The sequence below is a fragment of the Cupriavidus sp. 207A1 genome, from assembly GCF_057798955.1.
This window is the reverse complement of the sequence record NZ_JBYOJO010000004.1, coordinates 276,883-301,235: the sequence shown is the minus strand read 5'-3', so window position 1 is coordinate 301,235 and position 24,353 is coordinate 276,883. Positions and strand designations below refer to the sequence as shown.

The following is a 24,353-nucleotide window of genomic DNA, read 5'->3' as shown; positions in this document are numbered from 1 at the left end:
TCGGATCGATCAGCGCACCGCGAACGCCGGCAGCCGCGCCCGTCCCGACTGCCGGAACTCCGTGGGCGCCTGCCCCACCAGCCGCGCGAAGAAGCGCGAGAAGTACGCCGCGTCGGAGAACCCGAGCGACAGCGCGATGTGCTTGATCTCCAGGTCGCTGAAGAGCAGGTCGCGCTGCGCTTCGGCGAGCACGCGCGCGTGGATCATCTGCAGCGCGGACTGCCCCGAGGCGTGGCGGCACACGCGGTTGAGCTGCGTGGACGTGATCCCGATCGCGCCGGCGTAGTGGCCAATCTCCTTCTGCTCGCGATAGTCCGATTCCAGCAGTTGCTGGAAGTGCTGGAAATGCCGCGCCGGACGACTGCCGCTGCGCGCGGCTGCCGGCTGATCGGCATTGGCCAGCCGCGCGATACCGATCAGCACCAAAGTCAGTAGCGCCGACAGCGACGCCCCGCGCCAGGCGGACACGGCTTCCATCTCCCCACGAAACAGCGCCAGCGAACTCGCCAGCACGTGGCCGCGCCGCACGCGGTCATGGCGCGGGTGTTCGAACAGCGGCAGCGCATCCGGCACACCCGCCAGCAGCGTGCGCAGGTGGCTGTCGGTCATGGTGACGACCATGCCGTCAGTGTCCGGCGTAAACACGAAGCCGTGGATATGCCGCGGCGGCATCGTCACCAGTGAGCCGCTGCGCAGCGGCTCGCGGCGCTCTTCGAGCAGGGCTTCGCCGCCACCCGCATGGATGTACAGAATTTGCAGGAAGCGCTCATGCCGGTGAGGCTTGATCTCCCACCCGTGCAGGCGGCTGCGCGCGGCGATGGATTCGAAATGCAGCTGGTCGGACAGCGGCTCGGTTGAATTCACGCCGTACAGGGAGTAGGTCGGGACAGGTTTCACGGGGGCGTCAGTGTTTACCAGCAATGTTCCGATTGTCCTGTCGTTGGTTCCGTCTGTCCATTCCGTAGCCGGTGCGCGGCCACTATCGTTAGCGCCATCAGATCGATATGCACAAGGAGACAAGACATGCGCACCCAGGTCGCCATCATCGGCGCCGGCCCCGCCGGCCTGTTGCTCGGGCAGCTGCTCGCCAGGGCGGGCATCGACAACGTGATCGTCGAGCAACGCAGTCCGGAATACGTGCTGGGGCGCATCCGCGCCGGCATCCTCGAGAGCGTGACCGTCGATGCGCTGAAGCGCGCGGGCGTGGCGGCGCGGCTGCAGGAGGAAGGGCTGGTGCACGACGGCATCGAGCTGTCGTTCGATGGCCAGCGGCATCGCATCGACCTGCACGCGCTGGTCGGCCGCAGCGTGACCGTCTACGGCCAGACCGAGGTCACGCGCGACCTGATGGCGGCACGGCAGGAAGCGGGCATCACCACGGTCTATGACGCGCAGGATGTCAGCCTGCATGACTTCGACAGCGCAAGGCCGGTGGTCCGTTACCGCAAGGACGGCGTGACGCACGAGATCCACTGTGACTACATCGCCGGCTGCGACGGCTTTCATGGCGTCAGCCGGCAGAGCGTGCCGCAGACCGCTACGCAGTTGTTCGAGCGCGTCTACCCGTTCGGCTGGCTTGGCGTCCTCTCGGATACACCGCCGGTGGCGGACGAGCTGATCTACGCCAGCCACGAACGCGGCTTTGCGCTGTGCAGCATGCGCTCGCGCACGCGCAGCCGCTACTACGTACAGGTGCCGTCGAGCGAGCGTGTGGAGGACTGGTCCGATGAGCGCTTCTGGGACGAACTGCGCCGCCGCCTCGATCCGCAGTCGGCGCAGTCGCTGGTGACGGGCCCGAGCATCGAGAAAAGCATCGCGCCGCTGCGCAGCTTTGTGTGCGAGCCGATGCGCTTCGGCAACCTGTTCCTGGCCGGCGATGCCGCGCATATCGTGCCGCCCACCGGCGCCAAGGGGCTGAACCTGGCCGCCAGCGACGTGCTGACCCTGGCCGACGGACTGATCGCCGCCTGCCGGCATGACGACAAGCGCGAGCTGGATGCCTATTCGGCGCGTTGCCTGCGCCGCATCTGGAAGGCCGAGCGCTTTTCATGGTGGCTGACTTCGCTGATGCATCGCTTCCCGGATGCGGATCCGTTCTCGTTGCGCATGCAGCGGGCCGAGCTCGATTACCTGGTGGGGTCGGACGCGGCGTGCCGGGCGTTGGCGGAGAACTATGTGGGGTTGCCTTACTGACAGTGAGGAACGCAAACCGGCGGCGCGCGCGCGTTGTCGAAAGCAAAAAAGCGCGGCATTTGCCGCGCCTTTCAACCCTGCATCCGGCAGGTATTACCTGACCTCCGCCGCAACCGCCACCGCACGCTCAGCCTGCGCCTGCAGCCGCAGACCCTCGGTGGTCTCTCCCGAGCCATCCGGCGTCCAACCGGGAGGCATCACCAGATAGCCAATCGCATTCCGCACGCTGCCAGCGTTGGCCATGTCCTTGCCCAGGCCGACCCAGTGTTCGAACTGGTTGACCAGCGGGTTGTGCGTGGTGGTCGGGTGGACCAGGCCGTAGCGGCACGGCTCTTCCGCGCGCTCTTCCACATAGGTGCCGAACAGGCGGTCGAAGATGATCAGCACGCCGCCGAAGTTGGCATCGAGGTAGTCGATGTTCGAAGCATGGTGCACGCGGTGCGCCGAGGGGGTGTTGAACACGTATTCGAGCCAGCCCAGCTTCGGGATCCAGGTGGTATGCAGCCAGAACTGATACAGCAGGTTCAGGCTCACCGTGGCCAGCACCACTTCAGGACGAACACCCAGCAAGACCAGCGGCGCGAAGAAGATGGCGGTGCCGGTGACCTTGCCGGTCCAGCCAAGGCGATAGGCGGTGCCCAGCGTCAGTTCGTTCGGCGAGTGGTGCACCGCGTGCGTCGCCCAGAAGAAGCGGATACGGTGCGAGGCGCGGTGGTACCAGTAGTAGCAGAACTCTTGTCCGAGGAAGAGCAGCAGCACGGCCAGCGCGCTGTTGATCTCGACCGTGAAGAGGCGATGTTGCCAGGCCAACGCAAACACGGGAGCGGCCAGCGACAGGGGCAGCAGCGCCAGCAGTTTGCGACCAGCCAGGTCGGCCAGCGACAGCGTGACTTCATGCCAGGGATAGGCCTTGCCCTGGCGATTCGCCTTGCGTGCCAGGAAGAAGGCTTCGACCAGAGAGATCGTCACAACAAACGCCGTGACATAGAGCGTGAATTTTCCGAGGTTGTGCATGTCGGGGTCCAGTGTGGTGAGGTGGGACGCCTGCTTGCGGGGGCTGCTTGCTGCGTCGGTGAGGCAAAGGTAGTGGCTGGACCCGAGCGGCGCCATCCGGCAATTATTTCGCCGTATGTCATGCCCGCTGGCGGTGTAACACCGCGACATTCTTTCCACCGCGAAATGCCGCGGTCGCTTTCCTATAGTTCGGCCGTCGCCGCGACATGTTGCGCGGCATGAACCGAACCAGAAGGACCTGCCATGACGAAATGCCTCAGCAGTCTCGCCGCCTCCCTGCGCCTGCCCCGGCGGCACGTTCAACAGCGGACATAGCGGCGCCTGCGGTGGCGGCAGCTGCACCTTTACCAATTGCCGGCAAGGCCGGCCGTCCCAGCGGAGTCCATCATGAAGAAGATGATTGCAGTGCTTATGTTGTGTATTGTTTCTGCAGGCGCGCATGCACAAAGTGCCGAGATGCCGGCGGCGGGTGCCGGTGGAGCGCGGGCCGAGCGGGCGCTGCAGCAGCTGCAGAAGCGTTTCGCCAGCGCGAACACCACGCGGGATGGCAAGCTGACCCGCGAGCAGGCGCAGGCCGGCATGCCGATGGTCGCGAGCCACTTCGACCAGATCGACACGCAGCGGCTGGGCTACGTGACGCTGCCGCAGATCGAGGCGTTCATGCAGCAGATGATGATGTCGCGCTGAAGCCGGAGTTCGGACTGCACGCCGGCATCGCCGGGAGACCCGTGATGGAACAGGTGAACAGGATTGTCGTGCTCGACGACGAAGCCGAGCTGCGCAACATGCTGCAGCGCTTCCTGACCGGGCACGGCTTCCGCGTGCGCGCGGTGGCCGATGGCAAGCAGCTCGACAAGTACCTGCAGCGCGAGCCGCACGACCTGCTGGTGCTCGACCTGATGATGGAGCCCGAGGACGGCCTCACCATCTGCAAGCGCCTGCGGGCGGAGGGCCATACGCTGCCGATCCTGATGCTGACGGCCAGGGGCGACCCGATGGACCGCGTGGCGGGGCTGGAAACGGGTGCCGACGACTACCTCGCCAAGCCCTTCGTGCCGGACGAGCTGGTGGCGCGCATCCGCGCGCTGCTGCGCCGGCAGAAGATGTCGGCCGGCGACCCTACCGTGACCACGCAGCGGCTGCGCTTTGGCGATTTCACCTTCGATGTCGGCAAGCAGACGCTGCTGCGCGGCGGCGAGCCGGTCGAAGTGCATTCGGCGCAAATGCTGCTGCTGCACGCGCTGGGCTCGTCGCCGAACCGCGCGGTCAGCCGCGAGAACCTGCTGGCGCGGGCGCGCGGGCGCGACCATGACGCGCTCGACCGCAGCATCGACGTGCAGATCCTGCGGCTGCGCCAGATCGTCGAAGACGACCCGTCCAAGCCGCGCTTTATCAAGACCGTGTGGGGCGTCGGCTACATGCTGGTCGCCGGCGTGGATTCGTGACGCGGTCGTCGCCCATGCTCAGGCGCCTGCTGCCGCGCTCGCTGCTGGCGCGCAATATCCTGCTGTTGGTGGCGTTGGTGGCCATCACCCAGGCCTGTTCGCTGACGGTGCTGATGCATTACGTGCAGCGCCCGCGCATCGAGCGCGCCGCCATCGTCTTTGCCGACTACGTGCGCACGCTCGACCGCGTGGTGGCGGCAATGCCGCTTGACCCCAGCGGCGTTGCGGCAACGCGCATGGGGGCGCAGGCGCAAGAGCCCGAGCACGCCGCCGCGAAACCCGCGACCGACCTGCGGCACCTGCTGCGCACCTGGCAACGCGATGTCTTCATGGAGGCGCTGCGGCGCCACCTGCCCGCCGACATGCCGGTGCGATGGCAGGCCGGCGAGGCCGAGCAACTCTGGATCCGCATGCATGTGGGGGGCGAGCCGCGCTGGATCGGCCTGCCGATCAGCGAGGACGTGCGCGCCGGCGGCATCGCCACGGCGCTGGCGCTGTCGACCGCGCTGGCGCTGCTGGCGGCGTTGACGGGCTACCTGATCCAGCGCCACCTGAACCGCCCCCTGCAGGACCTCGCGCGGGCCGCGGGGGAGATCTGCGCGGGCTCGACACCGCGGCCGCTGCCGACCGACGGCCCGACCGAGATCGCCCAGGTCAGCGGTGCCTTCAACCAGATGACGCAAGCCTTGCAGCAGGCCGAGCAGACCCGGGCGCTGATGCTGGCCGGTGTCTCGCACGACATCCGCACGCCACTGACCAAGCTGCGCCTGGCGATGGCCATGTCGATCCCGCGCGGCGCCGACGACGCCTTCGTGGCCTCGGCCGAGGGCTACCTGGACCACATCGAGACCATCCTGCAGCAGTTCATGGACTACGCCGGCAGCGGCGAGAAAGAGCAGCCGCAGCCCGGCGACGTCAACGCGCTGGTGTCGCAGCTCGCCGCCGATTTCGCCGGCCTGGGCCATGAATTCGAGTTGTCGCTGGCGGAACTGCCGCCGGTTCCCTATCGCCCGGTCAGCCTGATGCGGTTGCTGATGAACCTGATGCAGAACGCTGTCGTCTATGGAAAGTCGGGCTTCAGCGTGCGCACGTGGTGCGATGCGGCGTGTGCCTACGTGGCGGTCGGCGATCGCGGCACCGGCATCGCCGCGCATGAGCTGGAGCAGCTCAAGGCGCCCTTCAGCCGTGGCGCCAACGCGCGCGGCCATGCTGGCGGCACGGGGCTCGGGCTGGCCATCGTCGAACGCATTGCGCGGCTGCACGGCGGCTCGCTGCAGTTCCGCCCGCGCGATGGCGGCGGGCTTGAAGCGGTGCTGGCGCTGCCGCTGCACGCCCCGGTGGCGTAGCGCCGCACGCCTCGTGTCCCAGGGCCGTGACATGGCGCGAAATAATTCCCGCGTGGCGCTGCGCGTGGGTTTTTCCCATACTTCCGTCACCGCGCTGCCGAACGGCAACACACTCGGCAACACCGAAGCAGGCAGCGCGGCAAGAAGCGCCCGATGGTTTGCGATCCGCTGATGCAACGATGTCGGTGACAGCTTTTACAGACCACTGACGGCACCACTCGCCAACCCAAAGGAACCGATATGCGCAACGCTCTCCAGACCATCGCCAGGCAAACCAGGCGCCTGACCATCGCTGCACTCGCCGCCACCACCGTGCTGGGCGCCGGCTGCGCCAACGCCGGTGTCACCGGCATCAACCAGATGGGCCTGATGCAGGCCGTGCACGCCGACGTGATCTACGTCCACGCGTTCGATGCCGATGCCGGGCAGGTGAAGCTTGACGGCGGCCTGGCGCAGCAGGTCAGGAGGATGGCCACCGGCGGTTCGCCGGCGAGCGCGCAAGGCCAGGCCGCCGCCGAAGCGCGCGAGCAGGTCGCCAACGAGATCGTGCGCGAACTGCGCGGCATGGGCCTGAACGCGGTGCGTTCCGATGCGCCGGCGCCGGCGGGTGCGAACGCGCTGGTGGTCGAGGGCGACTTCCGCAAGATCGATGAAGGCAGCGGCCGCCGCCGCCTGCTGATCGGCCTGGGTGCGGGCAAGAGCGAAGTCGGCGCCCACGTGCGCATCTCGTACAAGCCCGCCAACGGCGCCCCGGTCCCGCTGCAGAGCTTTGCAGCCAGCGCGGATTCTGGCCATGTCCCGGGCGTGGCGGAAACCGCCGGCATCGGTGCCGCAGCCGGGCATGTGGCGATGGCGGCAGCCGCCGGCGCCGGCGTGCACGGCGCCACGGAAATGACGCAAGACTCGGTCTGTGCCGATGCGACCCGGCTGGGCCACACGATTGCCAGCCAGGTCGCAGCCGCGAGCACCGAAGAAGGCTGGCTGGCTGCCGCGGCGGCCCGCTAAAGCCCAGGTTTGCTCCCCTTTTCCACTAATGGGAGAGGGAAGCAAACACCGGCGCGGCGCCATGGTGGAACGGCGATTGCCGTTGTCCGATTTCGGATCAAGCCCCGTCGGCTGCCGGTTTGGCCGCTGGATGCGCCATCCCTAGACTCAAGCCGTTCGAGTCCAGGAGAACGCGCCATGGCAACCCTGCCACCTTTCCTTCCCAATCTATCCGCCTGCCTGCTCGGGGTGCTTTGTCTGGCCCCGGCCGGCGCTGCCTTCGCACAGGACTGGCCCGCCAAGCCGGTCACGCTGGTGGTACCGTTTCCGGCCGGCGGCGGCACCGACCTGCTGGTCCGCACCATCCAGCCCCGGCTGCAGGCGGCGCTCGGCCAGCCCGTGGTGATCGACAACCGCAGCGGCGCGGGCGGCACCATCGGCGCTACGTTCGTGGCGCGTGCCGCGCCGGACGGCTACGTGGTGGGCGTGGCGACCACCAGCACGCATGCGGTCAGCGCCAGCGTCTATCCCAGGTTGCCGTACAAGCCGGTCGCCGACTTTGCCTACGCTGGCTTTATCGGCACCTCGCCCTATGTGCTCGCGGTCAATCGCGCACTGCAGGCACCTGACGTGAAGACGCTGCTCGACCGGCTGCGCCACGACAAGCCTGCGCAGCACAGCTTTGCCTCGGTCGGAGTGGGCACGGTATCGCACCTGATCGGTGTGCAGTTCCAGGCGTTGTCCAGGGTGCCGCTGACGCATGTGCCGTATCGCGGCGCGGCGCCCGCTTATACCGACCTCATCGGTGGCCAGGTACAGCTGATGTTCGACAACCCCGCGGGACTCGTGCCGTACCTCCGCGCCGGCAAGCTGGTTGCCGTCGCGACGACCGCGCCGACACCGCTGCTGCCCAACGTGCCGAGCTTCGCCAGCCAGGGCGTGCCGGGCTTTGCGCAACAGCTCTGGTATGGACTGGCGTTTCCGCGCGGGACGCCGGCGCCGATCGTTGCGCGCATGAACCAGGCGCTCAACCAGGTGCTGGCGGACAAGGACATCATCCGCGAACTCGCCGACAAGGGCGTGACGGTGCGCCCGGGCACGCCTGCAGAGATGCTCGCCGCCGTGCAGCACGACTTGTCTTACTGGGGCGGAATTGCCCGGTCCGTGGGAGCGACGCTTGAATAAGCCACAGCTACAGACCCTGCCCGCGCGCGGCCGCGCGGCGCTGATCGACGTGTTCGTGCGGGGCCCCGGCGGCGGCAACCCGGTACCGCTGGTGGCCGATGCGCAAGGCATGTCCGAGACGGACATGCAGCAGGTCGCGGCGCGGCATGGCCATGAGTCCGCCTTTGTGCTGCCGCCTTCGTCCGATGGCGCGAACCTGCGCCTGCGCTTCTTCGTGCCGCGGCACGAGATGGAGATGTGCGGCCATGCCACGGTGGGCGCGTTGTGGGCGCTGCGCCAATGGGGCCGCTGGACCACGCCGGCCGCGCGCGTCGAGACGCTGAGCGGCATCGTGACGGCGCGCTGGGACGACGCGGCGCAGCGGGTGTGGATTTCGCAGCCGCCGGTGCAGGCAAGCACGCTGGATGCGGCCCGGCGCAGGGCGGTCGCCGCGGTGCTGGGCCTGCCTGGCGATGGCGCCGGCCATGCCATGACCAATGCCTGCACCAGCCGCGTCAAGACGCTGGTGGCGATGCCGGATGTGGCCACGCTGTCCGCGCTGCGGCCGGACTTCGCACGGATGGCGGAGTTGTGCGATGCGATCGGGTCCACCGGCTTGTACCCGTATGCGGATGCGGCACCAGAAGAACCGGCGCCGCCGCCGGCCACGCGGGCGGTGCATGCACGGCAGTTTCCGCGCGCTTCCGGCTACCCGGAAGACGCCGCCACCGGAATTGCCGCCGCCGCGCTGTGGGGACACCTTGCCGGCAATTCCCGCGGTGTCGCGCCGGTGCTCGCGGTATGGCAGGGCGAAACCATGGGCCGCCCGTCGGAAATCCTGGTGGCACCGCGCGTCGCGGCCGACGGCACGGCGCAGGGCTGCTGGCTCACCGGCGCGGTCCAATGGAGCCAGCCATGAGCGCCACGACGCCGGAAGCCCGGCTCGCCGCCGCGGGCTTTGCGCTGCCGAACGCGCCCGTACCGCGCGGCAGCTACGCGCCCGCCTGCGTGAGCGACGGCCGCGTCAGCATCAGCGGCCAGACCCCGCGGCGTGACGGCATTGCGATGGCGGGGTGCTGCACCACCGACGCCGATATCCCGGCTGCTCGCCTTGCCGCCGAGGTGGCGATGCTGAATGCGCTGGCCGCGCTGCGCGCAGCCGCCGGTGGCCAGCTGGCGGCAGTGCGGCAGGTCACGCGGTTGCGCGGGTTCGTGCGTGCGCATGGCGATTTCACCCGGCATTCGCTGGTGGTGGACAGTGCCTCGGCGCTGCTGGCACTGGCTTTCCCCGATCAGGCGCTGCCGGCCCGCACCGCGGTGGGGGTGGCAAGCCTGCCCGACCGTGCCTGGATCGAGATCGAACTGGAAGCCTGCCTGGCGTGAATGGCAGGCAATGCCCCCGGCCAGTGTGCTCAGTCCGCCGGCGGCACCTCGCGCAGCAGGCGCGCCAGGTGGCCGCTGCTGGCAAAGCCAAGGCGCTCGCTGACGCGCGACAGCGGCAATCCTGCGGCCAGCAGATTGCGCGCATGTGCCGCGAGCACGCGCCGGCGGACCGCGACCGGGCTGGCGCCAAACTCGAGGTGGCAGGCGCGCTGCAGCTGCCGCGCGGAGACGCCAAGGGTACAGGCCGCGGCATCGATCGACGGCAGCGCCTGGTCGCGCTCCAGCGCCGCGCTGAAGCATCGCACCAGCCTGAGCGCGAGCGAGGCCGGCTCCTGCGGCAGCGCCAGCGGCGGGCTGGCCATGACCTGGCCGACGATGGCGCGCACCAGCAGGTCCGCGCTGGCAGGCGCAAGCCCGGGCGTCAGCAGCGCTTCGAGCATCGCCAGCGCAGCGCCGTCGAGCCGCAGCGCGCCGTAGGGGGCGGCGCCGCGCAGCCTGTCAGGGGGCAGGTAGAGTTCGCCGTGATGCTGGCGGCCGGCTTCCGCGGCGGTGAAATGGCGCGTCGACGCCGGCAGCAGCACCGCGCCGCCGCGGACCAGCGTGGCCGCGACCGGGCCGGGCTGCAGCGTGTCGGGCTGGGTTTCCCACACGCTGCGCAACCGGCCGGCGCGGGTCCACAGCAACATGCTGCAGTCGTGCGTATGCCATTCGCGCCGGAATCCCGCGTGGCGGCTTTCATGCAAGGCGAAGCCACGCTCGGCGGTCAGGTGCAGCTTGGGGGAGTGATGTGTCAGGGTAGCCACTTCGGGGCGCGTGCGTGTTGGTCGGCGCGTGCCGACGATAGTGCCATATCCCGGGGCTGGACGGGAAAGTCCCCGCCAGCGAGAGCTACGGCGCGGCGGACGAGGCCGACAAGGCCGAGGAGATAGCCATCTGACGCGGCATCGCCTCTGCCACCACGCCGCCCACCAGCACCACCGCCGGGCTGGCCATCCCGGCGGCCAATGCATCGGCCAGCGTTTGGACCGTGCCGGCCCAGCAGCGCTCGTCCGCGCCGCCCGCATGCATCACCACCGCGGCCGGCATGTCGGCGCGCATGCCGGCCGCCAGCAGCCCGTCGCGGATCGCCCCGAGCCGGCTCATGCCCATGTAGATGACCAGCGTGGTGCCGCCGCGCACCAGCGCGTCCCAGTCCGGCGAGCCGTGTTCGCTGGTGTGCCCGGTGACGAAGGTCACGCCGTGGCAGTGGGCGCGGTGGGTCAGCGCGATGCCCAGCGCCTGCGCCGCCGCCACGCCGCTGCTGATGCCGTTGACCACTTCCACCGGCACGCCGTGCGCGCGCAGGAAGGCGGCTTCTTCGCCGCCGCGGCCGAACAGCAGCGGATCGCCGCCCTTGACGCGCGCCACGGTGCGGCCGGCCAGCGCATGCTGCAACGTCAGCTGCTGGATGCGCGCCTGGGTGACGGAGCAGCGGCCGCCACGCTTGCCGACCCACTCGACATGCGTGCCGGGCCGGGCATAGCAGGACATCTCCGGCGAGACCAGGTCGTCGACCAGCCATACGTCGGCGCAGGCGAGCGCGCGGGCCGCGCGCACCGTGACCAGGTCCGGGCTGCCGGGGCCGGCGCCGACCAGCCAGACCTTGCCGGGCTTGAGGGGAAAGTTCATGCGAGGGACTCCTGCATGCGCGGCGGCATGGCCTCAATGACTGGTGCCGGCCGAACGCGTGGTCTTGTTGAAGACGTTGTACTTGCCGATGGGCTTGTCCATCGGGATGCGCTTCACTTCCTGCAGCGTGGCGGCGTCGTAGACCACGATCGCGCCGTCGCGCTCCATCAGGCTGACCAGCGCGTAGCGGCCGTCGCGCGTGAATTCCACATGCGCGGCGGTGCGGCCCGGGCTGGGCGTGACGCTGCCGGCGACCTGCAGGGTCTGCTTGTCGATCACCTGCAGCGTGTCGCGCCGCGGGCTCATCATGGCGTCGGCCCACGCGTAGCGGCTGTTCTCGTGACTGCGCAGGAAGAAGCCGGGGCCGTGGGTCGGAATGGTGGCGACAGTGTGCCAGTCCTGCATGTCGATCACCGGGATGCGGCCCTGCCCGAGGTCGGGCGACGCCATCACTTGATCGCCGCCCCGTTCCCACGTAATGCCGCTGCCGAGGTGAGGCATGCCGCCGAGCGCCAGCGAGGCCACCTTGCGACCCCGGTCCAGGTCGATCACCTGGCCGCCGCCGTTGCGCGACGCGCCGAGGATGTGGCGGTAAGGCTGGTCGAAGAAGAAGTCGTCGAGCACATCGTCCAGCACGATCGCACGCGGCGCCAGCGACGCCAGTGGCTTGCCGGCGGCGTCGGCATACGGGATTTCCCAGACCTCGGCGATGTCCTTCAGCGCCGCGATAAAGCTGTGGCGCGGCGCCGCGTCGTAGACCGCAGATACCCGCGAGGCGTCGCCACCGCGGCCCTTGACGTCGATTACCCGCGCCAGCGACAGGTCGTCGGCGCGCAGCAGCACCAGCGTGCGCGGCAGCGTATTGCCGGCCAGCACCCAGCGCCCGTCGTCGCTGACGGCAACGTTGCGCGTATTGATGCCGACGCGGATCTCGGCGACATAGGCCAGGTTCCACAGGTCGTACTTGCTGACCCAGCCGTCGCGGCTTGCCATGTAGACATAGCGGCCATCGCGGCTGAACTTCGGGCCGCCGTGCAAGGCGAAGCGCGTGGCAAAGCGATGGATCGGTGCCAGCCGGTCGCCGTCGAGCACGGTCATGTGATGGCTGCCTGCCTCGACCACCACGAACAGGTTCTGCGGATCGGCGCTGTACACGGGACGCGCCGGCAGGGTGCCGGGTGCATGCATGACCGCGTGGCTGGCGCGGATCGCGTCGGCGCTCCATTGCGGCGCGGCAGCGGGCGCCGTGCGCAGCCAGCGCGCCAGCGCCTGCAGTTCCGAAGCAGCCAGCGTGGCGCCGAAGGCCGGCATCTGCGTCGCGGTGCGGCCGTCGCGCAGCACGGCGTCGAGTTCGCTGGCGCGCAGCCGCTCCAGGCTTTCCGGCAGCAGCGCGGGGCCCATGCCGCCGAGGCGGTCCGCGCCGTGGCAGGCGGCGCAGTGCTGGCCATAGAGCGCGGCGGGGTCGAGCGCAAATGCGGATTGCATCCCGCAAGCCAGCGCCACGGACAGTATCCATCGGGCAATGCGTGTCATGCCGTCACCTCCGCGTGGGGCAAGGTGGCGATTTCCGTGTCGCTGAGGTAACAGCCCGGATCTTCCGCCCACGCGTTGCCGGTCAGCGCGAGCGCGCGCACGCGCGTATTGCCGTTGCAGATGGCACGGTGCGAGCAGTCCGCGCAGCGTCCCTGCAGCGGACGCGGCCGGCTGGCCAGTCCCGCCATCAGCGGATCGGCGCGGCTTGCCCAGATCTCGCCAAAAGGCCGTTCGCGCACGTTGCCCAGCGTGACGTGCCACCACATCGTGTCGGGATGCACGTTGCCGAGGTTGTCGATATTGGCGACACCCACGCCGGTCGCATTGCCACCCCACTGTTGCAGCCGCTGGCGCATGTCGGCGACGCGGTGCGGGTAGCGCTGCGCGATCCAGTGCAGCAGGTAGACCCCGTCGGCGTCGTTGTTGCCGGTCACGAAGTCGCCGGCATGGCCCGTGCGCGTGCGCTGCCAGACATGGTCGAACAGCCAGTCCAGCGCGGCGCGCGTGCGCGCATGCCGCGCGTCCTCGGCGCGATGGCTGCGCGCGCGGCCCGCATAGTTGAAGTGAGAAAGGTAAAACTTGTCGATGCCTTCGCGTTCGGCCAGTGCGACCATGTCGGGCAGCTGCGCGGCGTTGGCTTCGGTCAGCGTCATGCGCACGCCCACGCGCAGGCCGGCGGCGCGCGCCACGCGCAGGCCCGCCAGCGCCTGCGCGAAGCCGCCGTCGCAGCGGCGGAAGCGGTCGTGCGTGGCGGGCAGGCCGTCCAGGCTGACGCCGACATAGTCGAACCCCGCCGCAGCCAGCCGCGCGGCGTGGCCGGCATCGAGCAGCGTGCCGTTGGACGACAGCGACAGGTGGAAGCCGAGCGCGCGCGCATGCGCGGCGATGTCATACAGGTCCGGCCGCAGCAGCGGCTCGCCGCCGGACAGGATCAGTGCGGGCACGCGTGCGTCGTGCAATTGCTGCAGCACGCGCAGCGCCTCGGCGGTACCCAGCTCGCCCTTGAAGTCGGTATCGGCCGAGGTGGCATAGCAATGCCGGCAGTTGAGGTTGCAGCGGCGGATCAGGTTCCAGATCACCACCGGCCCGGCGGCCTTGCGGGCAGGCGGGACCGGCCCGGCATCGCGCAGGGCTTCCATGAAACGGGACAGGCGGAACATCAGCGTAGCTCCTGTGGGGCAGCGCCGGCCGGCGGCAGGCGCAGGCCGGTTTTCTTCAGGATGCGGGTGGACCACAGCACGTCATGCGCGCGGCAGGCGTCGCGCAGCAGTGCCGCGATGCGGTCGATCAGTGGCGCCGCGTCGGCGCGCGTGTGCGCGTGGACCATCGCGAACAGGTTGTAGGGCCAGTGCGGCAGGCGGCGCGGGCGCAGGTAGCAGTGGCTGACGAAGGGCAGCGCGCCCACGCGTTCGCCGAGCGCATGCGCGCGGGCATCGTCCACGTCCCACACCGTCATGCCATTGGCGCGCCAGCCCAGCCGGTAGTGGTTGGGCACCGCGCCGATGCGGCGCAGCATGCCGCGCGTCTGCATCGCCGCCAGCCGGGCGATGACTTCGGCTTCTTCGAGGCCCAGCATGGCGGCGACCGCTGCGAACGGCGCCGGCTCCAGCGGCAGGCCGGCCTGGGTGGCGCGGATCAGGGCAAGGTCGATGGCATCGTAGGCGTCGGCGGACATCATGCGGCAAGGTAGAGGTTGACGAAAAACTCGCGCTCCTTGGGAAACGGCAGGATCTCGACGCCCGCCGCGGCGGCGATGCGCGCGAGCGCCGGGGCCACGTCGTCGGCCCGCGCGACCGCCAGCACGAACCACAGGTTCAGGTGGTGGGTGCGCTGGTAGTGGTGCGCGACCTCGGGGAACGCATTGATCGCGGCGGCCACCGCGTCGAGCCGCTGTTCCGGCGCGTGGCAGGCGCACAGCACGAAGCGGCCGCCCGCGCGCTCGATCTGGTAGAGCGGGCCGAAGCGCGTCAGCACGCCGTGGTCGAGCAGCCGGCGCAGCCGCGCCAGCAGTTCATCCTCCGCGATGCCAAGCGAGGCGGCGGCTTCGGCATAGGGTCGCGGCACCAGCGGCAGGCCCCGCTGCAGCGCGTTGATGATGCGGCGGTCGGTGGCGTCGATGGTGTCGGGAAGCAACGCAGCAGAGGCATCGGCTGGCATGCTCACGCCGCCTCCTGCGTGGCGTAGCGCGTGCCGCGCTGCTTGTAGCAATGCGTGCCGACCAGGACCGTGCCGGGCACCTGCTCCAGGCCGGCGGCGGCCCGGACCTGGGCCAGCGCGGTCTGCAGGTCCGGCGCGCTGCGGGCGTGGATCATGGCAAACAGGTTGTAGGGCCAGTCCGGCAGCCGCCGCGCGCGGCGGTAGCACAGGGTCACGCGCGGCTGCCGCGCCAGCCGCATGCCGACGGCGTCGACGCGGCCGTCGGGCACGTCCCACACGCACATGGCGTTGTGGCGGTAGCCAAAGCGCCCGTGGCGCAGCACCACCCCCAGGCGCCGGATCACGCCTTGCGCCGACCATTGCGCCAGCCGCTCGAGCACCTGCGGCACGGCCAGGCGCGCCTGCCTGGCCAGCGCATTAAAGGGGCGCGGTGTCAGCGGCAGGCCCGCTTCCAGCGCGGCGACCAGGCGCCAGTCATCGTCGTCCAGCGCCACCGCGGCTGCGGGCACCGCCAGCGCGGACCGGCGCGGGCGGGCGCCGTGCTGGCGTGCCAGCGGAAAACCCAGGTCGATGTGGTACTCGCGCGCCATCGGCAGGTCCAGCGGCGGCAGGCCGGTGAGGTTGCCGATCGACGCCAGCGTGGCATCGAGCATGCCGCGCTCGCGCGCGCCCGCGACAAACCACAGGTTGTACCGATGGCCGCTGCGCGCGTAGTTGTGGCTGACCGCCGCGCAGGCGCTGACGCGCGCCGCCACGCGGTCCAGCTGCGCCGGCGGCACCGACAAGGCGCCCAGCGTGCTGACGCCGATCACGTTCGGCGCGAACACCGCGCCGACGCGGCTGATGCGCCCGCTGCCGAGATCGCGCGCCAGCAAGCTCAGCAGTGCGTGCTCGCACAGCCCCGCTTTCGCCGCCAGCGCCTGGTAGGGGCGCGGCTGCAGCGGGAAGCCGCGCTGCAGCTGGTCATAGAGGGTTTGCTCGTTGAACATGGCGGGCCCTACATGCCAAAGCGCTGGGCGCGCGCGGTGAAGAAGATGCCGCTGGGATTGTCGGCCGGCAGCGTCGCCAGGCGTTCCAGGGTGGCGGTGTCGTAGACCTCGACGCGGTTGTCGTCGCGGCAGGACAGCCACAGCGCCTCGCCCTTGGGCGTGAATTCCATGTGCAGCACGCCGCGGCAGGGGCGCAGCGTGCGCAGCACCTGGCGCGTGGCGGCGTCGATCACCTGCACGGTGTCGTTGTGCGGGAAGGCGAAATTGACCCAGACCTGGCGCCCGTCGGGCCGCGCCATGGCGAACACCGGCTGGCCCGCCAGCGCCACGCGCGCCGCCTCGCGCCAGCCGTTGGCGGGATCGGCCACCAGCACTTCATGGCGCCCGACCGCCGGCAGCCACGCCATGCCCTGCGCCATGGCCCAGCCGCGCAGGTGCGGCATCTTGTAGACCGGCAGCGGCGCATTGCCCCGGCCATAGCCGGACAGGATGCGGCGCGCCTGCGGCGGCGCCTGCCACAGGTCGACCAGCGCCAGGCCGTCGTCGCCGAACAGGCCGGCCAGGTACCAGCGGCCGTCCGGCGTGACCAGCCCGTCGTAAGGCTCGCGCCCCGCGGGCAGACGCGTTACCTGCGGCCGGCGCGGATCGCTGGCGTCGATGATCCAGATTTCGCCGGATTCGAACAGGCTCGCGGCGAAGCGGCGGCCGGGCAGGTCGGCCAGCCCGACCACCTTGGCGCGGCGCCCGTCGCTGCCGATCGCCGGCAGCTCTGCCAGCGGCGCCAGCGTCTGCGCGTCGAACAGCCGGATGCCGCCCGGCGCATAGTTTTGCGCGGCGACCACGCGGCCGTCCTGCGAGATCGCGCCGCCGATGCTGTTGCCGGCCTGCAGCACGCGGTGGGTGATGCGCGCGCCAAGCAGGTCCACACGCGTCAGCCCGCCGTCGCGGCCGAACACATAGGCGTAGCGCGCATCGCGCGAGAACACCACGCTGGCATGGGACAGGTCGCCCAGCCCTTCGACCGTGGCGAGGCGCGTCATGCCGGTGGTCTCGACGATCTGCAGCCGGCCCGCCGCGCGCTCCACCACCACGCCCAGGTCGCCGGTGCCGCGCACGGTGCCGGCGCAACCGGCAGCGAGCAGGGCGACGAGCGCAGCGCATGCCGCCGCGGCCAGCCCGCGCATCAGTTGTCTTGCGGCGTGACGGCCGGCGGCTGGCCGGCCTGCAGTCGATCGATCAGCCATCGGGCTTCATCCTGCGTCATGAAAGGTAACCAGGGCGGCATCGCCGTGCCGGGCCGGCCGTACAGCACCGTGGCAACGAGGCCGTCAGGCGGCTTGCCTGCAAGGCTGGCGGGCGTCAGCGGCGGACCCAGCCCGCCGCGCAGGGTCATGCCGTGGCAGGCGCCGCAGTCATCGCGCAGCCAGTGCGCCAGTTGCGCCTGCCGCGCCGGGGCGGGCGGGTCCGCCGCGGCGAGTGCGCCGGCGCAGCCTGTGACGACCAGCGCCGCGGCCGCGGCGCGGCGCCACGCCATGCGGTTCAGAGGGAAAGGATCCATTTCGCCAGCGTGTTGGCGTCGGCCGCGCTGACGGCGTTGGCCGGCATCGGCACCGGGCCCCAGCGGCCGCTGCTGCCTTTCAGGATGGACTGGACCATCTGCGCCTGCGCGTCCTTCCTGCCGGTGTACTTGCCCTTGATGTCCTGGAAGGCGGGGCCGACCATCTTCTTGTCGATGGCATGGCACGCCAGGCAGGCCTTGCTCGATGCCAGGGCCTGGCTGGCGTGGGCCGGCATGGCTGTGCCGAATGCCAGCGCGCAGCCGAACGATGCCAGCAGCGCAGGTAGCGCGGATGTTGTTCGCATGATGCATTGCTCCATGGAAGTCACGCGGAGGACTGGCAACCCTCGCCGCGCCGGGGCGCAGCGAGGGTGCCGGCTCAGTAGACGTCGTGCTGCGTGTTGTAGGCGTTGAACTTGCCGGTCGGCGTGATCAGTCGCTTGTCCTTGATCACGGTCTTGAGCGTGCGGGTCTTGTCGTCGACCACCACCAGCGCCGACTCACCGTCCTTGGTGCCCCACACCGAGAACCAGACCTCGTCGCCGGCCTTGTTGTATTCGGCCTGCACCACGCGCCTGGCGCCGCTGCCCTTCAGGTCGGCCCACTCGGCGATGGGAAGCACCTTGAAGCCGGCGTCGAGATTGCGCGTGTCGAACACGGCGACCGACTGGTTGAGCTTGGCATCCGGGTTCAGCGGCGTATCGACCCACAGGTTGGACGACTTGGGATGGGTCTTGATGAAGAGCGAGCCGCCGCCCTGGCCCTTGACCGTCTGCACCACCTTCCACGCCTGCGCCGGATGGCCGGCGGGGTCGGTGCCGATCAGGCTGATGGTCTCGTCGCCGAGGTGGCTGGTGGCCCAGACCGGGCCGAACTGCGGATGCGTGAAATTGGCGCCGCGGCCAGGGTGCGGGGTCTTGCCGACGTTGACCAGCGCCGCCAGCTTGTCTTCCTTGGTATCGACCACGGCGATCTTGTCGGAGGCGTTGGCGGCGACCAGGAAGTAGCGTCCGGTCGAGTCGAAGCCGCCGTCATGCAGGAACTTGGCCGAGTCGATGGTGGTGGTCTTCAGGTTGGCCAGGTCCGAGTAGTTGACCATCAGGATCTTGCCGGTCTCCTTGGCGTTGATCACGAACTCCGGATGGAAATGGCTGGCCACGATCGACGCCACGCGCGGCTCGGGGTGGTATTCGTTGTCGACGGTCATGCCGCGCGTGGACACTACCTTGAGCGGCTTGAGCGTGTCGCCCTCCATGATCACGTACTGCGGCGGCCAGTAGGACCCGGCCACGGCGTACTTGTCCTCGTAGCCCTTGTACTTGGAGGTCTCGACCGAGCGCGCCTCCATGCCGATCTTCACTTCGGCGACGATATCGGGCTTGGGCAGCCACAGGTCGATCAGGTCCAGCCGCGCGTCGCGGCCGATCACGTAGAGGTAGCGTCCCGACGCCGACATGCGCGAGATATGCACCGCATAGCCGGTCTTGACGATATTGATGATCTGCTTGCTGTCGCCGTCGATCAGCGCGACTTCGCCGGCGTCGCGCAGCGTGACCGAGAACAGGTTGTCCAGGTTGTACTGGTTCATCTTCTGCGTCGGGCGCTTGGCCACCGGTACGATGTCCTTGCGGCTTTTCTCGATATCGGCGAGCGAGAACTCGGGCGGCGTCGGCGGGTCGAGCTGGATGTAGCGCGCCATCAGGTCGACTTCCTTGTCGGTGAGGTCGCCCGAGGTGCCCCAGTTGGGCATGCCGGCGGGGCTGCCGTACTTGATGAAGGTCTTCAGGTACTCGGTGCCGCGCGCGCGGGTGATGTCCGGCGTCAGCGCCTTGCCGGTGGCGCCCTTGCGCAGCACGCCGTGGCAGCCGGCGCAGCGTTCGAAGTAGATCTGCCGTGCGTGGTCGAATTCAGCCGCGGTGAGCGTGGGGATTGCCGCCTTCTGTACAGCCTTCTGTTCGGCCTTTGCCTCAGGCTTCGTTGCTGCCCTGGCGGTGTTGGTGGCTGCCTGGGGAAGACCCAGCCAGAGCGAGAGCGGCAGTGCCGCGCATGCGGGGTAAAGCCATTTTCTTGCTTTCATGGTGCCGTGTTTCAGCGGGTTGTGGAAAGCTGTTGTCGCGGTGCTGTGGGGCGCGAACTGGCACCAGGCGCTTGCAGAGATGATGCGGACACACTGCGAGAAGGGGATTGACTGGCATCAAACCGGGCAGGATGTCATGCAGCGGTTCTTTGCCTGTCGAGAAGACGGGGTTGCGTGTGCGGCAGGCGCGCGTGTTCCCGGGGCGGCGCCATCTCGCGGGATCGCGCGCCGCCCTGAAGGCAAGGGCCCCTGCGTAGTGGGAGCGACGCGCTGCTAATCCTTGATCAGCAGCACGGGACAGTGCGCATGGGCGAGGACCCGCCTGGCCACCGACCCGACGATGGCATCCAGGAAGCCGTCGCGGCCGTGCGAGCCCATCACGATCAGGCCGGCGCCGATCTGGCTCGCGTACTCGACGATGCGGGCCGGCGCGAAGCCTGTGAAGCCATGGCGCTCGAACGGAATCCCGGCATCGCCGAGGATGCTCGCCACCGAGCCCATCGCCTTCTCGTTCTGTTCGCGATGCCAGTCGTCGAGCGTGCCGCGGTCGATGAACGACTTGATGTCGCCGGGCACATCCGGCTCGCAATGCACCACGTGCACGACGAAGTCGCGGGTCAGCAACGGGCTTTGCGCCAGGTAGCGCGCAGCCGCGTCGCTATAGGACGACCCGTCGGTCGCCAGCAGGATCTTGTTCATGGCTTGCTCCTCATGTGCGCCGGTTACCGGTCTCGCGTTCGCGCGGTGTGCCGCTGCGGCCCGGCTGATCGCGCGCCGCGGCGGCTCGCCTGGTCCTGGCCTGGCTGAGCAGGACGGAAACGAACAGCGTCATCGCGACCGCGCCCAGGGACCAGTGCACCGGTACGTGGAACCACGGCTCGACCAGCATCTTGGCGCCGATGAAGGCGAGCACGATGGCGAGGCCGTACTTCAGGTAATGGAAATGCGCCGCCAGGTTGGCGAGCAGGAAGTACAGCGCGCGCAGTCCCATGATCGCGAAGATGTTCGAAGTGAAGACGATGAAGGGATCGGTGGTCACGGCGAAGATCGCGGGGATGCTGTCGACCGCGAACACCAGGTCGGTGGCCTCGACCATCAGCACCACCACGAACATCGGGGTGGCATAACGCAGGCCGTCGATGCGCACGAAGAAGCGTTCGCCCTGATACTCCGGGGTGATCCGCATATGCGCGCACAGGAAGCGCACGATGGGATTGCGCGAGAGGTTCGGCGCACGCCTGGACATGAACAGCATCTTGATGCCGGTGATGACGAGGAACACGCCGAACACGTAGAGGACCCAGGCGAACTGGCTGATCAGCCACACCCCCACCAGGATCATCGCGGCGCGCATCAGGATCGCGCCGAGCACGCCGAGCAGCAACACCCGGCGCTGCAGTTCCGGTGGCACGGCGAAATAGCTGAAGATCATCGCAAACACGAACATGTTGTCGACCGACAGCGACAGCTCGATCAGGTAGCCGGTGTAGAACTCCAGCACCTTGCCATAGGCGGCGTCGTGGCCGGCCTCCTCGGCCACCACCCACCAGAGCGCGATGCCGAACAGCGCGGCCAGGGTCATCCAGGTCAGGGTCCATCCCAGCGCCTCGCGCGAGGAGACGCGGTGTGCATGCCGGCCGCCGAGGACAAAGATGTCCACGAACAGTGTGCCCAGCACCAGGACAAAGAATCCGGCCCACATCGGGGCGGTGGCAAAGGTGTCCATTGCCTTATGGTGAGACGGCCGGTGAGACGGCAGGTGTGACGGCCGGCGGCTCGCGCCCGGTCCGGCCAGCAGCGATCATGGCAGTTGCCGCGCGAGGTGGGGCCGCGCAGGCTGCGCCTTGATACGCAGGGCATCGGGTTCGCCGCAGTAGTGCAGGATCTCGGCGCGGGCGGCGTTGCGCAGCCGCATTGCCGCCGGCCAGTCCTGCCCGTCGGGCGGCAGAGGCCGGCCGATGACGACGCCGATCGGGCCCCGGCGCGGCAGCCACTGGCCGTCGCGCAACACCGAGCGGGTGCCCCGCAGCGCAATGGGAACTACCGGGGCGCCGGCGCGGGCGGCGGCGACGAAGGCGCCCGAGCGGAAACGTTGCAGCCCCGGCTCGCGGCCGAAGGTGCCTTCCGGGAACAGCAGGGCAGAGCGCCCGGCGCGCACGGTTGTGACCAGTCGCTCGATGGCCTCGGATTCGCGCACGTTGTCGAAGCGGTCGATGAAGTCGGCCCCGATGCTGGACAGGTAGGCCCCCGGGATGCGCTGTCCTTGCAGCTCGCGCTTGGCCACCACGCACACCGGCATGGGCAGTGCGGCGATCAGCACCATGCCGTCCAGGTAGCTGGCATGGTTCGATACCAGCACGCAGGCGCGATTGCGCGGCAGTTGCTCCAGCCCCTGCACGAACCATGGCACCCCCGCCAGCCGCAGCAGCAGCCGGGCGGTGTGGTGGCTGAGCGTCCAGCCCATGGCAGGCCGGTGCATCGCCACCGATGCCAGGCACGTCACCGGCGCCATTGCGGCGAACAGAAGCCACGCATACAGCGAATAGGACAGCCCGGCGGTGGCATGCCGGCTACGGCGCAGCTGCGGCAGCAGCGCCTGCCAGCCGAAGCGCGCGATCTGCAGCCATGGCGCGGCGTCGCCCAGGCCGGCGCCGCCATGCTCGAATCGCTCGCGGCAAGCGGCGCGGCGGATCTTGCCGCTCGACGTCTTCAGGATGGTGTGCGGCGGCACCAGCACGACATGGTCCGGCGGCATGCCAAGCACATCGAGCGCGGTCTTCAGCGCCTGCCGTTGCAGCGCCCGGCGCGCCGCTTCGTCCGTTGCCGCGGTTTCCGCCATCACCACGATGTGCTCGGTGCCGCTGTCCGGATCGGGGCTGCCGAACACCGCGACGCAGCCCTTGCGGATGCCGGGAATGGCGCCGATGGCCTGCTCCACCTCGTAGGGATAGAGATTGCGGCCGCCGCGAACGATGGTTTCCTTGGCGCGTCCGGTGATGAAGAGCTCGCCGTCGGCGATATAGGCGTAGTCGCCGGTATTGAGCCAACTATGCTCGAAGAGCTGGCGCGTCTGTGCCGCGTTGCGGAAATAGCCGCTGGTGGCCGAAGGCCCGCGGAACTGCAGCAGGCCCTCCCGCCGCTCGGGCAGTTCGCAGCCGCTGGCGTCGACGATGCGGATTTCGTGGCCTGGCAGCGGCCGGCCGCACGAAGGAATCTCCATGGCGTCCCGCTCACCTGCCACGCCAGATCCGTCCGCCGCGGCGGGAATGGCCCGCGAAGTGTGTACGAATGCGGCGCGGTCGATGAGGTCGGCAGCCAGCTCGCGACCCGGCGGCGGAAAGGTCAGGCCCACCGATGCTTCCGCCAGCCCGTAGACCGGCGCTGCCGCCTGCGCGCGCAGTCCATGGCGGGCGAAGCGCGCCATGAATTGGCGCATGGTCTGCAGGCTGACCGGCTCGGCGCCGTTGAAGGCGAAACGCCAGCTCGACAAATCCAGCCCCGCAAGCGCCGCCTGGGCCAGCCTGTGCAGGCACAGCTCATAGGCGAAATTGGGCCCGCCCGACAGCGTGCCCCGGTACTTGTGGATCGCCCAAAGCCAGCGCTCGGGACGCGCCAGGAACGTGAGCGGCGACATCACCACCAGCGGGAAGGCGAAGTACAAGCTGCCCATCCAGGCGCCGATCAGGCCCATGTCGTGATACAGCGGCAGCCAGCTGACAAAGACGTCGCGCGAGTCGACCGACAGCGCCATGCCCATCGCGCGCAGGTTGGCCAGCAGGTTGGCATGCGTCAATACCACGCCCTTGGGCGAGCCGGTGCTGCCGGAGGTGTATTGCAGCAGCGCGATGTCGTGCGCGCGCAGCATCGCATCGACCGGCGTCGCACCGGTGTCCTCCGCTTCTTGCGGCGTCAGCACGCTTTGCAGCGTGCCGGTGCTGGCCTTGAGCAGGGTGGCAAGCGGCCGCGCCTCGGCCACCGTGATCAGGATCGGCGCCTGCGCGTTGGCCAGGATGCCGGCGTGGCGCTGCAAGTGGTCACCGATCTGCGCCAGCCGCGCCGGCGGGTAGAGCGGCACGGGGATCCCGCCCGCCATCAGGATGCCGGTGAAACAGTAGAAGTACTCCGCGCTGGTTGGCAGCATCAGCGCCACGGTCGTACCGGCGCGCACGCCGCGTGCGGCCAGGCCGGCTGCGACGTTGCAGGCGCGGCGGTGCAGTTGCGCAAAGGTGATCGGCGTATCCGCGCCTTCGCCGCCGAGCAGGATGATGTGGGTACGGTCAGGGTGGCGGTGCAGGTGCCAGCGCAGCACGTCAGTCATGGTCGCGGCGCCTTCCGGCGCCTGCGCCGCGGCCTCTGCCGGTGCCGGGCTGGCGAGTCGTGCGGGCGCATCTTCAGCACCCGGGGGCAGATCCCTGGCGGCGAGCACGGCGCGCAGCAAAGCGCGCGGCGTGTCGGCCTGGGCGAGTACCTGTTCCGGCAGGCTGACGCCGAAGCGCTGCTCGATGCGGGTCAGCAGTTCGGCGCGCGTCAGGCTGTCGAAGCCCAGCTCGGCTTCGAGCGCGCTGTCCATCGAGGGGGCGGCGGCTGCACCGGCTTCGGTTTGCGGCCGCATAGCGGTAGACATCTCCCCCACGATGCCGAGCAAGGCATCCTCATAGTTCTGCCGCGGGGGTGAGTCCTCGTTCATTCGCTTGGTGCCTGCGCCCGGCAAATCGGCAACCGCCGCCGCGGACGGGCAGCCGGCAGCACCGACGCGCCGGTACTGACACCCTTAAGATAGGCGGCGTGCGGAAATTGTCGAGACGGGTGGCGGGGCGGGCACTGGCGCGCGCGTTCCGGCTA

25 protein-coding genes are annotated in these 24,353 nt (G+C 69.4%); 9 read left to right on the top strand and 16 right to left on the bottom strand.

Features of this window, described 5'->3' with window-relative positions; all coding sequences use genetic code 11:
- Positions 1-9: 9 nt before the first annotated feature.
- Positions 10-897: a helix-turn-helix domain-containing protein gene (locus AC3FMM_RS09460; RefSeq protein WP_116313938.1), complete on the bottom strand. Its 888-nt coding sequence runs from the start codon at positions 895-897 to the stop codon at positions 10-12.
- A gap of 126 nt (positions 898-1,023) precedes the next feature.
- On the opposite strand from AC3FMM_RS09460, the gene pobA reads away from it, so the two are divergent.
- Complete coding sequence (pobA, locus tag AC3FMM_RS09455; protein WP_116313939.1) at positions 1,024-2,193, top strand: 4-hydroxybenzoate 3-monooxygenase; 1,170 nt, start codon at positions 1,024-1,026, stop codon at positions 2,191-2,193.
- Between the two features lie 93 nt (positions 2,194-2,286).
- Here the strand turns inward: pobA and AC3FMM_RS09450 are convergent, their stop codons facing one another.
- Positions 2,287-3,207: a sterol desaturase family protein gene (locus AC3FMM_RS09450; RefSeq protein ID WP_116313940.1), complete on the bottom strand. Its 921-nt coding sequence runs from the start codon at positions 3,205-3,207 to the stop codon at positions 2,287-2,289.
- Positions 3,208-3,594: 387 nt separating this feature from the next.
- Between AC3FMM_RS09450 and AC3FMM_RS09445 the strand changes: the two genes are divergently transcribed.
- The 8 genes from AC3FMM_RS09445 (at position 3,595) to AC3FMM_RS09410 (ending at position 9,529) form a co-directional block, all read left to right on the top strand.
- Entirely contained in the window at positions 3,595-3,894 is a 300-nt protein-coding gene (locus AC3FMM_RS09445; RefSeq protein WP_116313941.1) for an EF-hand domain-containing protein, read from the top strand.
- 44 nt (positions 3,895-3,938) lie between these two features.
- Positions 3,939-4,652, top strand: a complete 714-nt coding sequence (locus AC3FMM_RS09440; protein ID WP_115713981.1) for a response regulator — start codon at positions 3,939-3,941, stop codon at positions 4,650-4,652.
- 14 nt (positions 4,653-4,666) lie between these two features.
- On the top strand, positions 4,667-5,998 hold the full coding sequence (locus AC3FMM_RS09435; RefSeq protein WP_488686495.1) for an ATP-binding protein: 1,332 nt from the start codon (positions 4,667-4,669) through the stop codon (positions 5,996-5,998).
- 31 nt (positions 5,999-6,029) lie between these two features.
- Positions 6,030-6,170 carry a hypothetical protein gene (locus tag AC3FMM_RS09430; protein ID WP_172581857.1) on the top strand — a complete coding sequence of 47 codons (141 nt, stop codon included), beginning with the start codon at positions 6,030-6,032 and terminating at the stop codon, positions 6,168-6,170.
- 68 nt (positions 6,171-6,238) lie between these two features.
- Positions 6,239-7,003, top strand: coding sequence for a DUF4410 domain-containing protein (locus AC3FMM_RS09425; protein WP_326346396.1), 765 nt, complete (start codon positions 6,239-6,241; stop codon positions 7,001-7,003).
- A gap of 177 nt (positions 7,004-7,180) precedes the next feature.
- Entirely contained in the window at positions 7,181-8,167 is a 987-nt protein-coding gene (locus AC3FMM_RS09420) for a Bug family tripartite tricarboxylate transporter substrate binding protein (protein WP_488686494.1), read from the top strand.
- Complete coding sequence (locus AC3FMM_RS09415; RefSeq protein WP_488686493.1) at positions 8,160-9,065, top strand: PhzF family phenazine biosynthesis protein; 906 nt, start codon at positions 8,160-8,162, stop codon at positions 9,063-9,065. The genes AC3FMM_RS09420 and AC3FMM_RS09415 overlap by 8 nt, the downstream gene beginning before the upstream one ends.
- On the top strand, positions 9,062-9,529 hold the full coding sequence (locus AC3FMM_RS09410) for a RidA family protein (RefSeq protein WP_116313944.1): 468 nt from the start codon (positions 9,062-9,064) through the stop codon (positions 9,527-9,529). Before AC3FMM_RS09415 ends, AC3FMM_RS09410 begins: the two co-directional genes overlap by 4 nt.
- A 29-nt stretch (positions 9,530-9,558) precedes the next feature.
- Here the strand turns inward: AC3FMM_RS09410 and AC3FMM_RS09405 are convergent, their stop codons facing one another.
- The 14 genes from AC3FMM_RS09405 to AC3FMM_RS09340 form a co-directional block, all read right to left on the bottom strand.
- On the bottom strand, positions 9,559-10,332 hold the full coding sequence (locus AC3FMM_RS09405; protein ID WP_488686492.1) for an AraC family transcriptional regulator: 774 nt from the start codon (positions 10,330-10,332) through the stop codon (positions 9,559-9,561).
- Positions 10,333-10,417: 85 nt separating this feature from the next.
- Positions 10,418-11,197 (bottom strand): uroporphyrinogen-III C-methyltransferase, encoded by a 780-nt coding sequence (gene cobA, locus AC3FMM_RS09400; RefSeq protein ID WP_488686491.1) that lies wholly within the window; start codon positions 11,195-11,197, stop codon positions 10,418-10,420.
- Between the two features lie 33 nt (positions 11,198-11,230).
- Positions 11,231-12,682: a cytochrome D1 domain-containing protein gene (locus tag AC3FMM_RS09395; protein ID WP_488686490.1), complete on the bottom strand. Its 1,452-nt coding sequence runs from the start codon at positions 12,680-12,682 to the stop codon at positions 11,231-11,233.
- Positions 12,683-12,726: 44 nt separating this feature from the next.
- Positions 12,727-13,890 carry a heme d1 biosynthesis radical SAM protein NirJ gene (gene nirJ, locus AC3FMM_RS09390; protein WP_488686489.1) on the bottom strand — a complete coding sequence of 388 codons (1,164 nt, stop codon included), beginning with the start codon at positions 13,888-13,890 and terminating at the stop codon, positions 12,727-12,729.
- Positions 13,890-14,408, bottom strand: a complete 519-nt coding sequence (ahbB, locus tag AC3FMM_RS09385) for a siroheme decarboxylase subunit beta (protein WP_439897365.1) — start codon at positions 14,406-14,408, stop codon at positions 13,890-13,892. Before ahbB (AC3FMM_RS09385) ends, nirJ begins: the two co-directional genes overlap by 1 nt.
- A complete protein-coding gene (locus AC3FMM_RS09380) occupies positions 14,405-14,887 on the bottom strand; it encodes an Lrp/AsnC family transcriptional regulator (RefSeq protein WP_115713972.1) in 483 nt (160 codons plus the stop codon). The genes ahbB (AC3FMM_RS09385) and AC3FMM_RS09380 overlap by 4 nt, the downstream gene beginning before the upstream one ends.
- A 2-nt stretch (positions 14,888-14,889) precedes the next feature.
- Positions 14,890-15,876, bottom strand: coding sequence for a siroheme decarboxylase subunit beta (gene ahbB / locus AC3FMM_RS09375; protein ID WP_115713971.1), 987 nt, complete (start codon positions 15,874-15,876; stop codon positions 14,890-14,892).
- Positions 15,877-15,884: 8 nt separating this feature from the next.
- Positions 15,885-17,060, bottom strand: a complete 1,176-nt coding sequence (locus AC3FMM_RS09370; RefSeq protein ID WP_116313949.1) for a cytochrome D1 domain-containing protein — start codon at positions 17,058-17,060, stop codon at positions 15,885-15,887.
- Positions 17,060-17,434 carry a c-type cytochrome gene (locus AC3FMM_RS09365; protein WP_116313950.1) on the bottom strand — a complete coding sequence of 125 codons (375 nt, stop codon included), beginning with the start codon at positions 17,432-17,434 and terminating at the stop codon, positions 17,060-17,062. Before AC3FMM_RS09365 ends, AC3FMM_RS09370 begins: the two co-directional genes overlap by 1 nt.
- Positions 17,416-17,739, bottom strand: a complete 324-nt coding sequence (locus AC3FMM_RS09360; RefSeq protein WP_172581856.1) for a c-type cytochrome — start codon at positions 17,737-17,739, stop codon at positions 17,416-17,418. Before AC3FMM_RS09360 ends, AC3FMM_RS09365 begins: the two co-directional genes overlap by 19 nt.
- A 74-nt stretch (positions 17,740-17,813) precedes the next feature.
- On the bottom strand, positions 17,814-19,511 hold the full coding sequence (locus AC3FMM_RS09355) for a nitrite reductase (protein ID WP_115713968.1): 1,698 nt from the start codon (positions 19,509-19,511) through the stop codon (positions 17,814-17,816).
- Between the two features lie 273 nt (positions 19,512-19,784).
- On the bottom strand, positions 19,785-20,210 hold the full coding sequence (locus AC3FMM_RS09350) for a universal stress protein (RefSeq protein WP_116313951.1): 426 nt from the start codon (positions 20,208-20,210) through the stop codon (positions 19,785-19,787).
- A gap of 10 nt (positions 20,211-20,220) precedes the next feature.
- Entirely contained in the window at positions 20,221-21,237 is a 1,017-nt protein-coding gene (locus AC3FMM_RS09345) for a TerC family protein (RefSeq protein WP_116313952.1), read from the bottom strand.
- A 75-nt stretch (positions 21,238-21,312) separates the two neighbouring features.
- Entirely contained in the window at positions 21,313-24,198 is a 2,886-nt protein-coding gene (locus AC3FMM_RS09340) for an AMP-binding protein (protein WP_488686488.1), read from the bottom strand.
- Positions 24,199-24,353 lie beyond the last annotated feature (155 nt).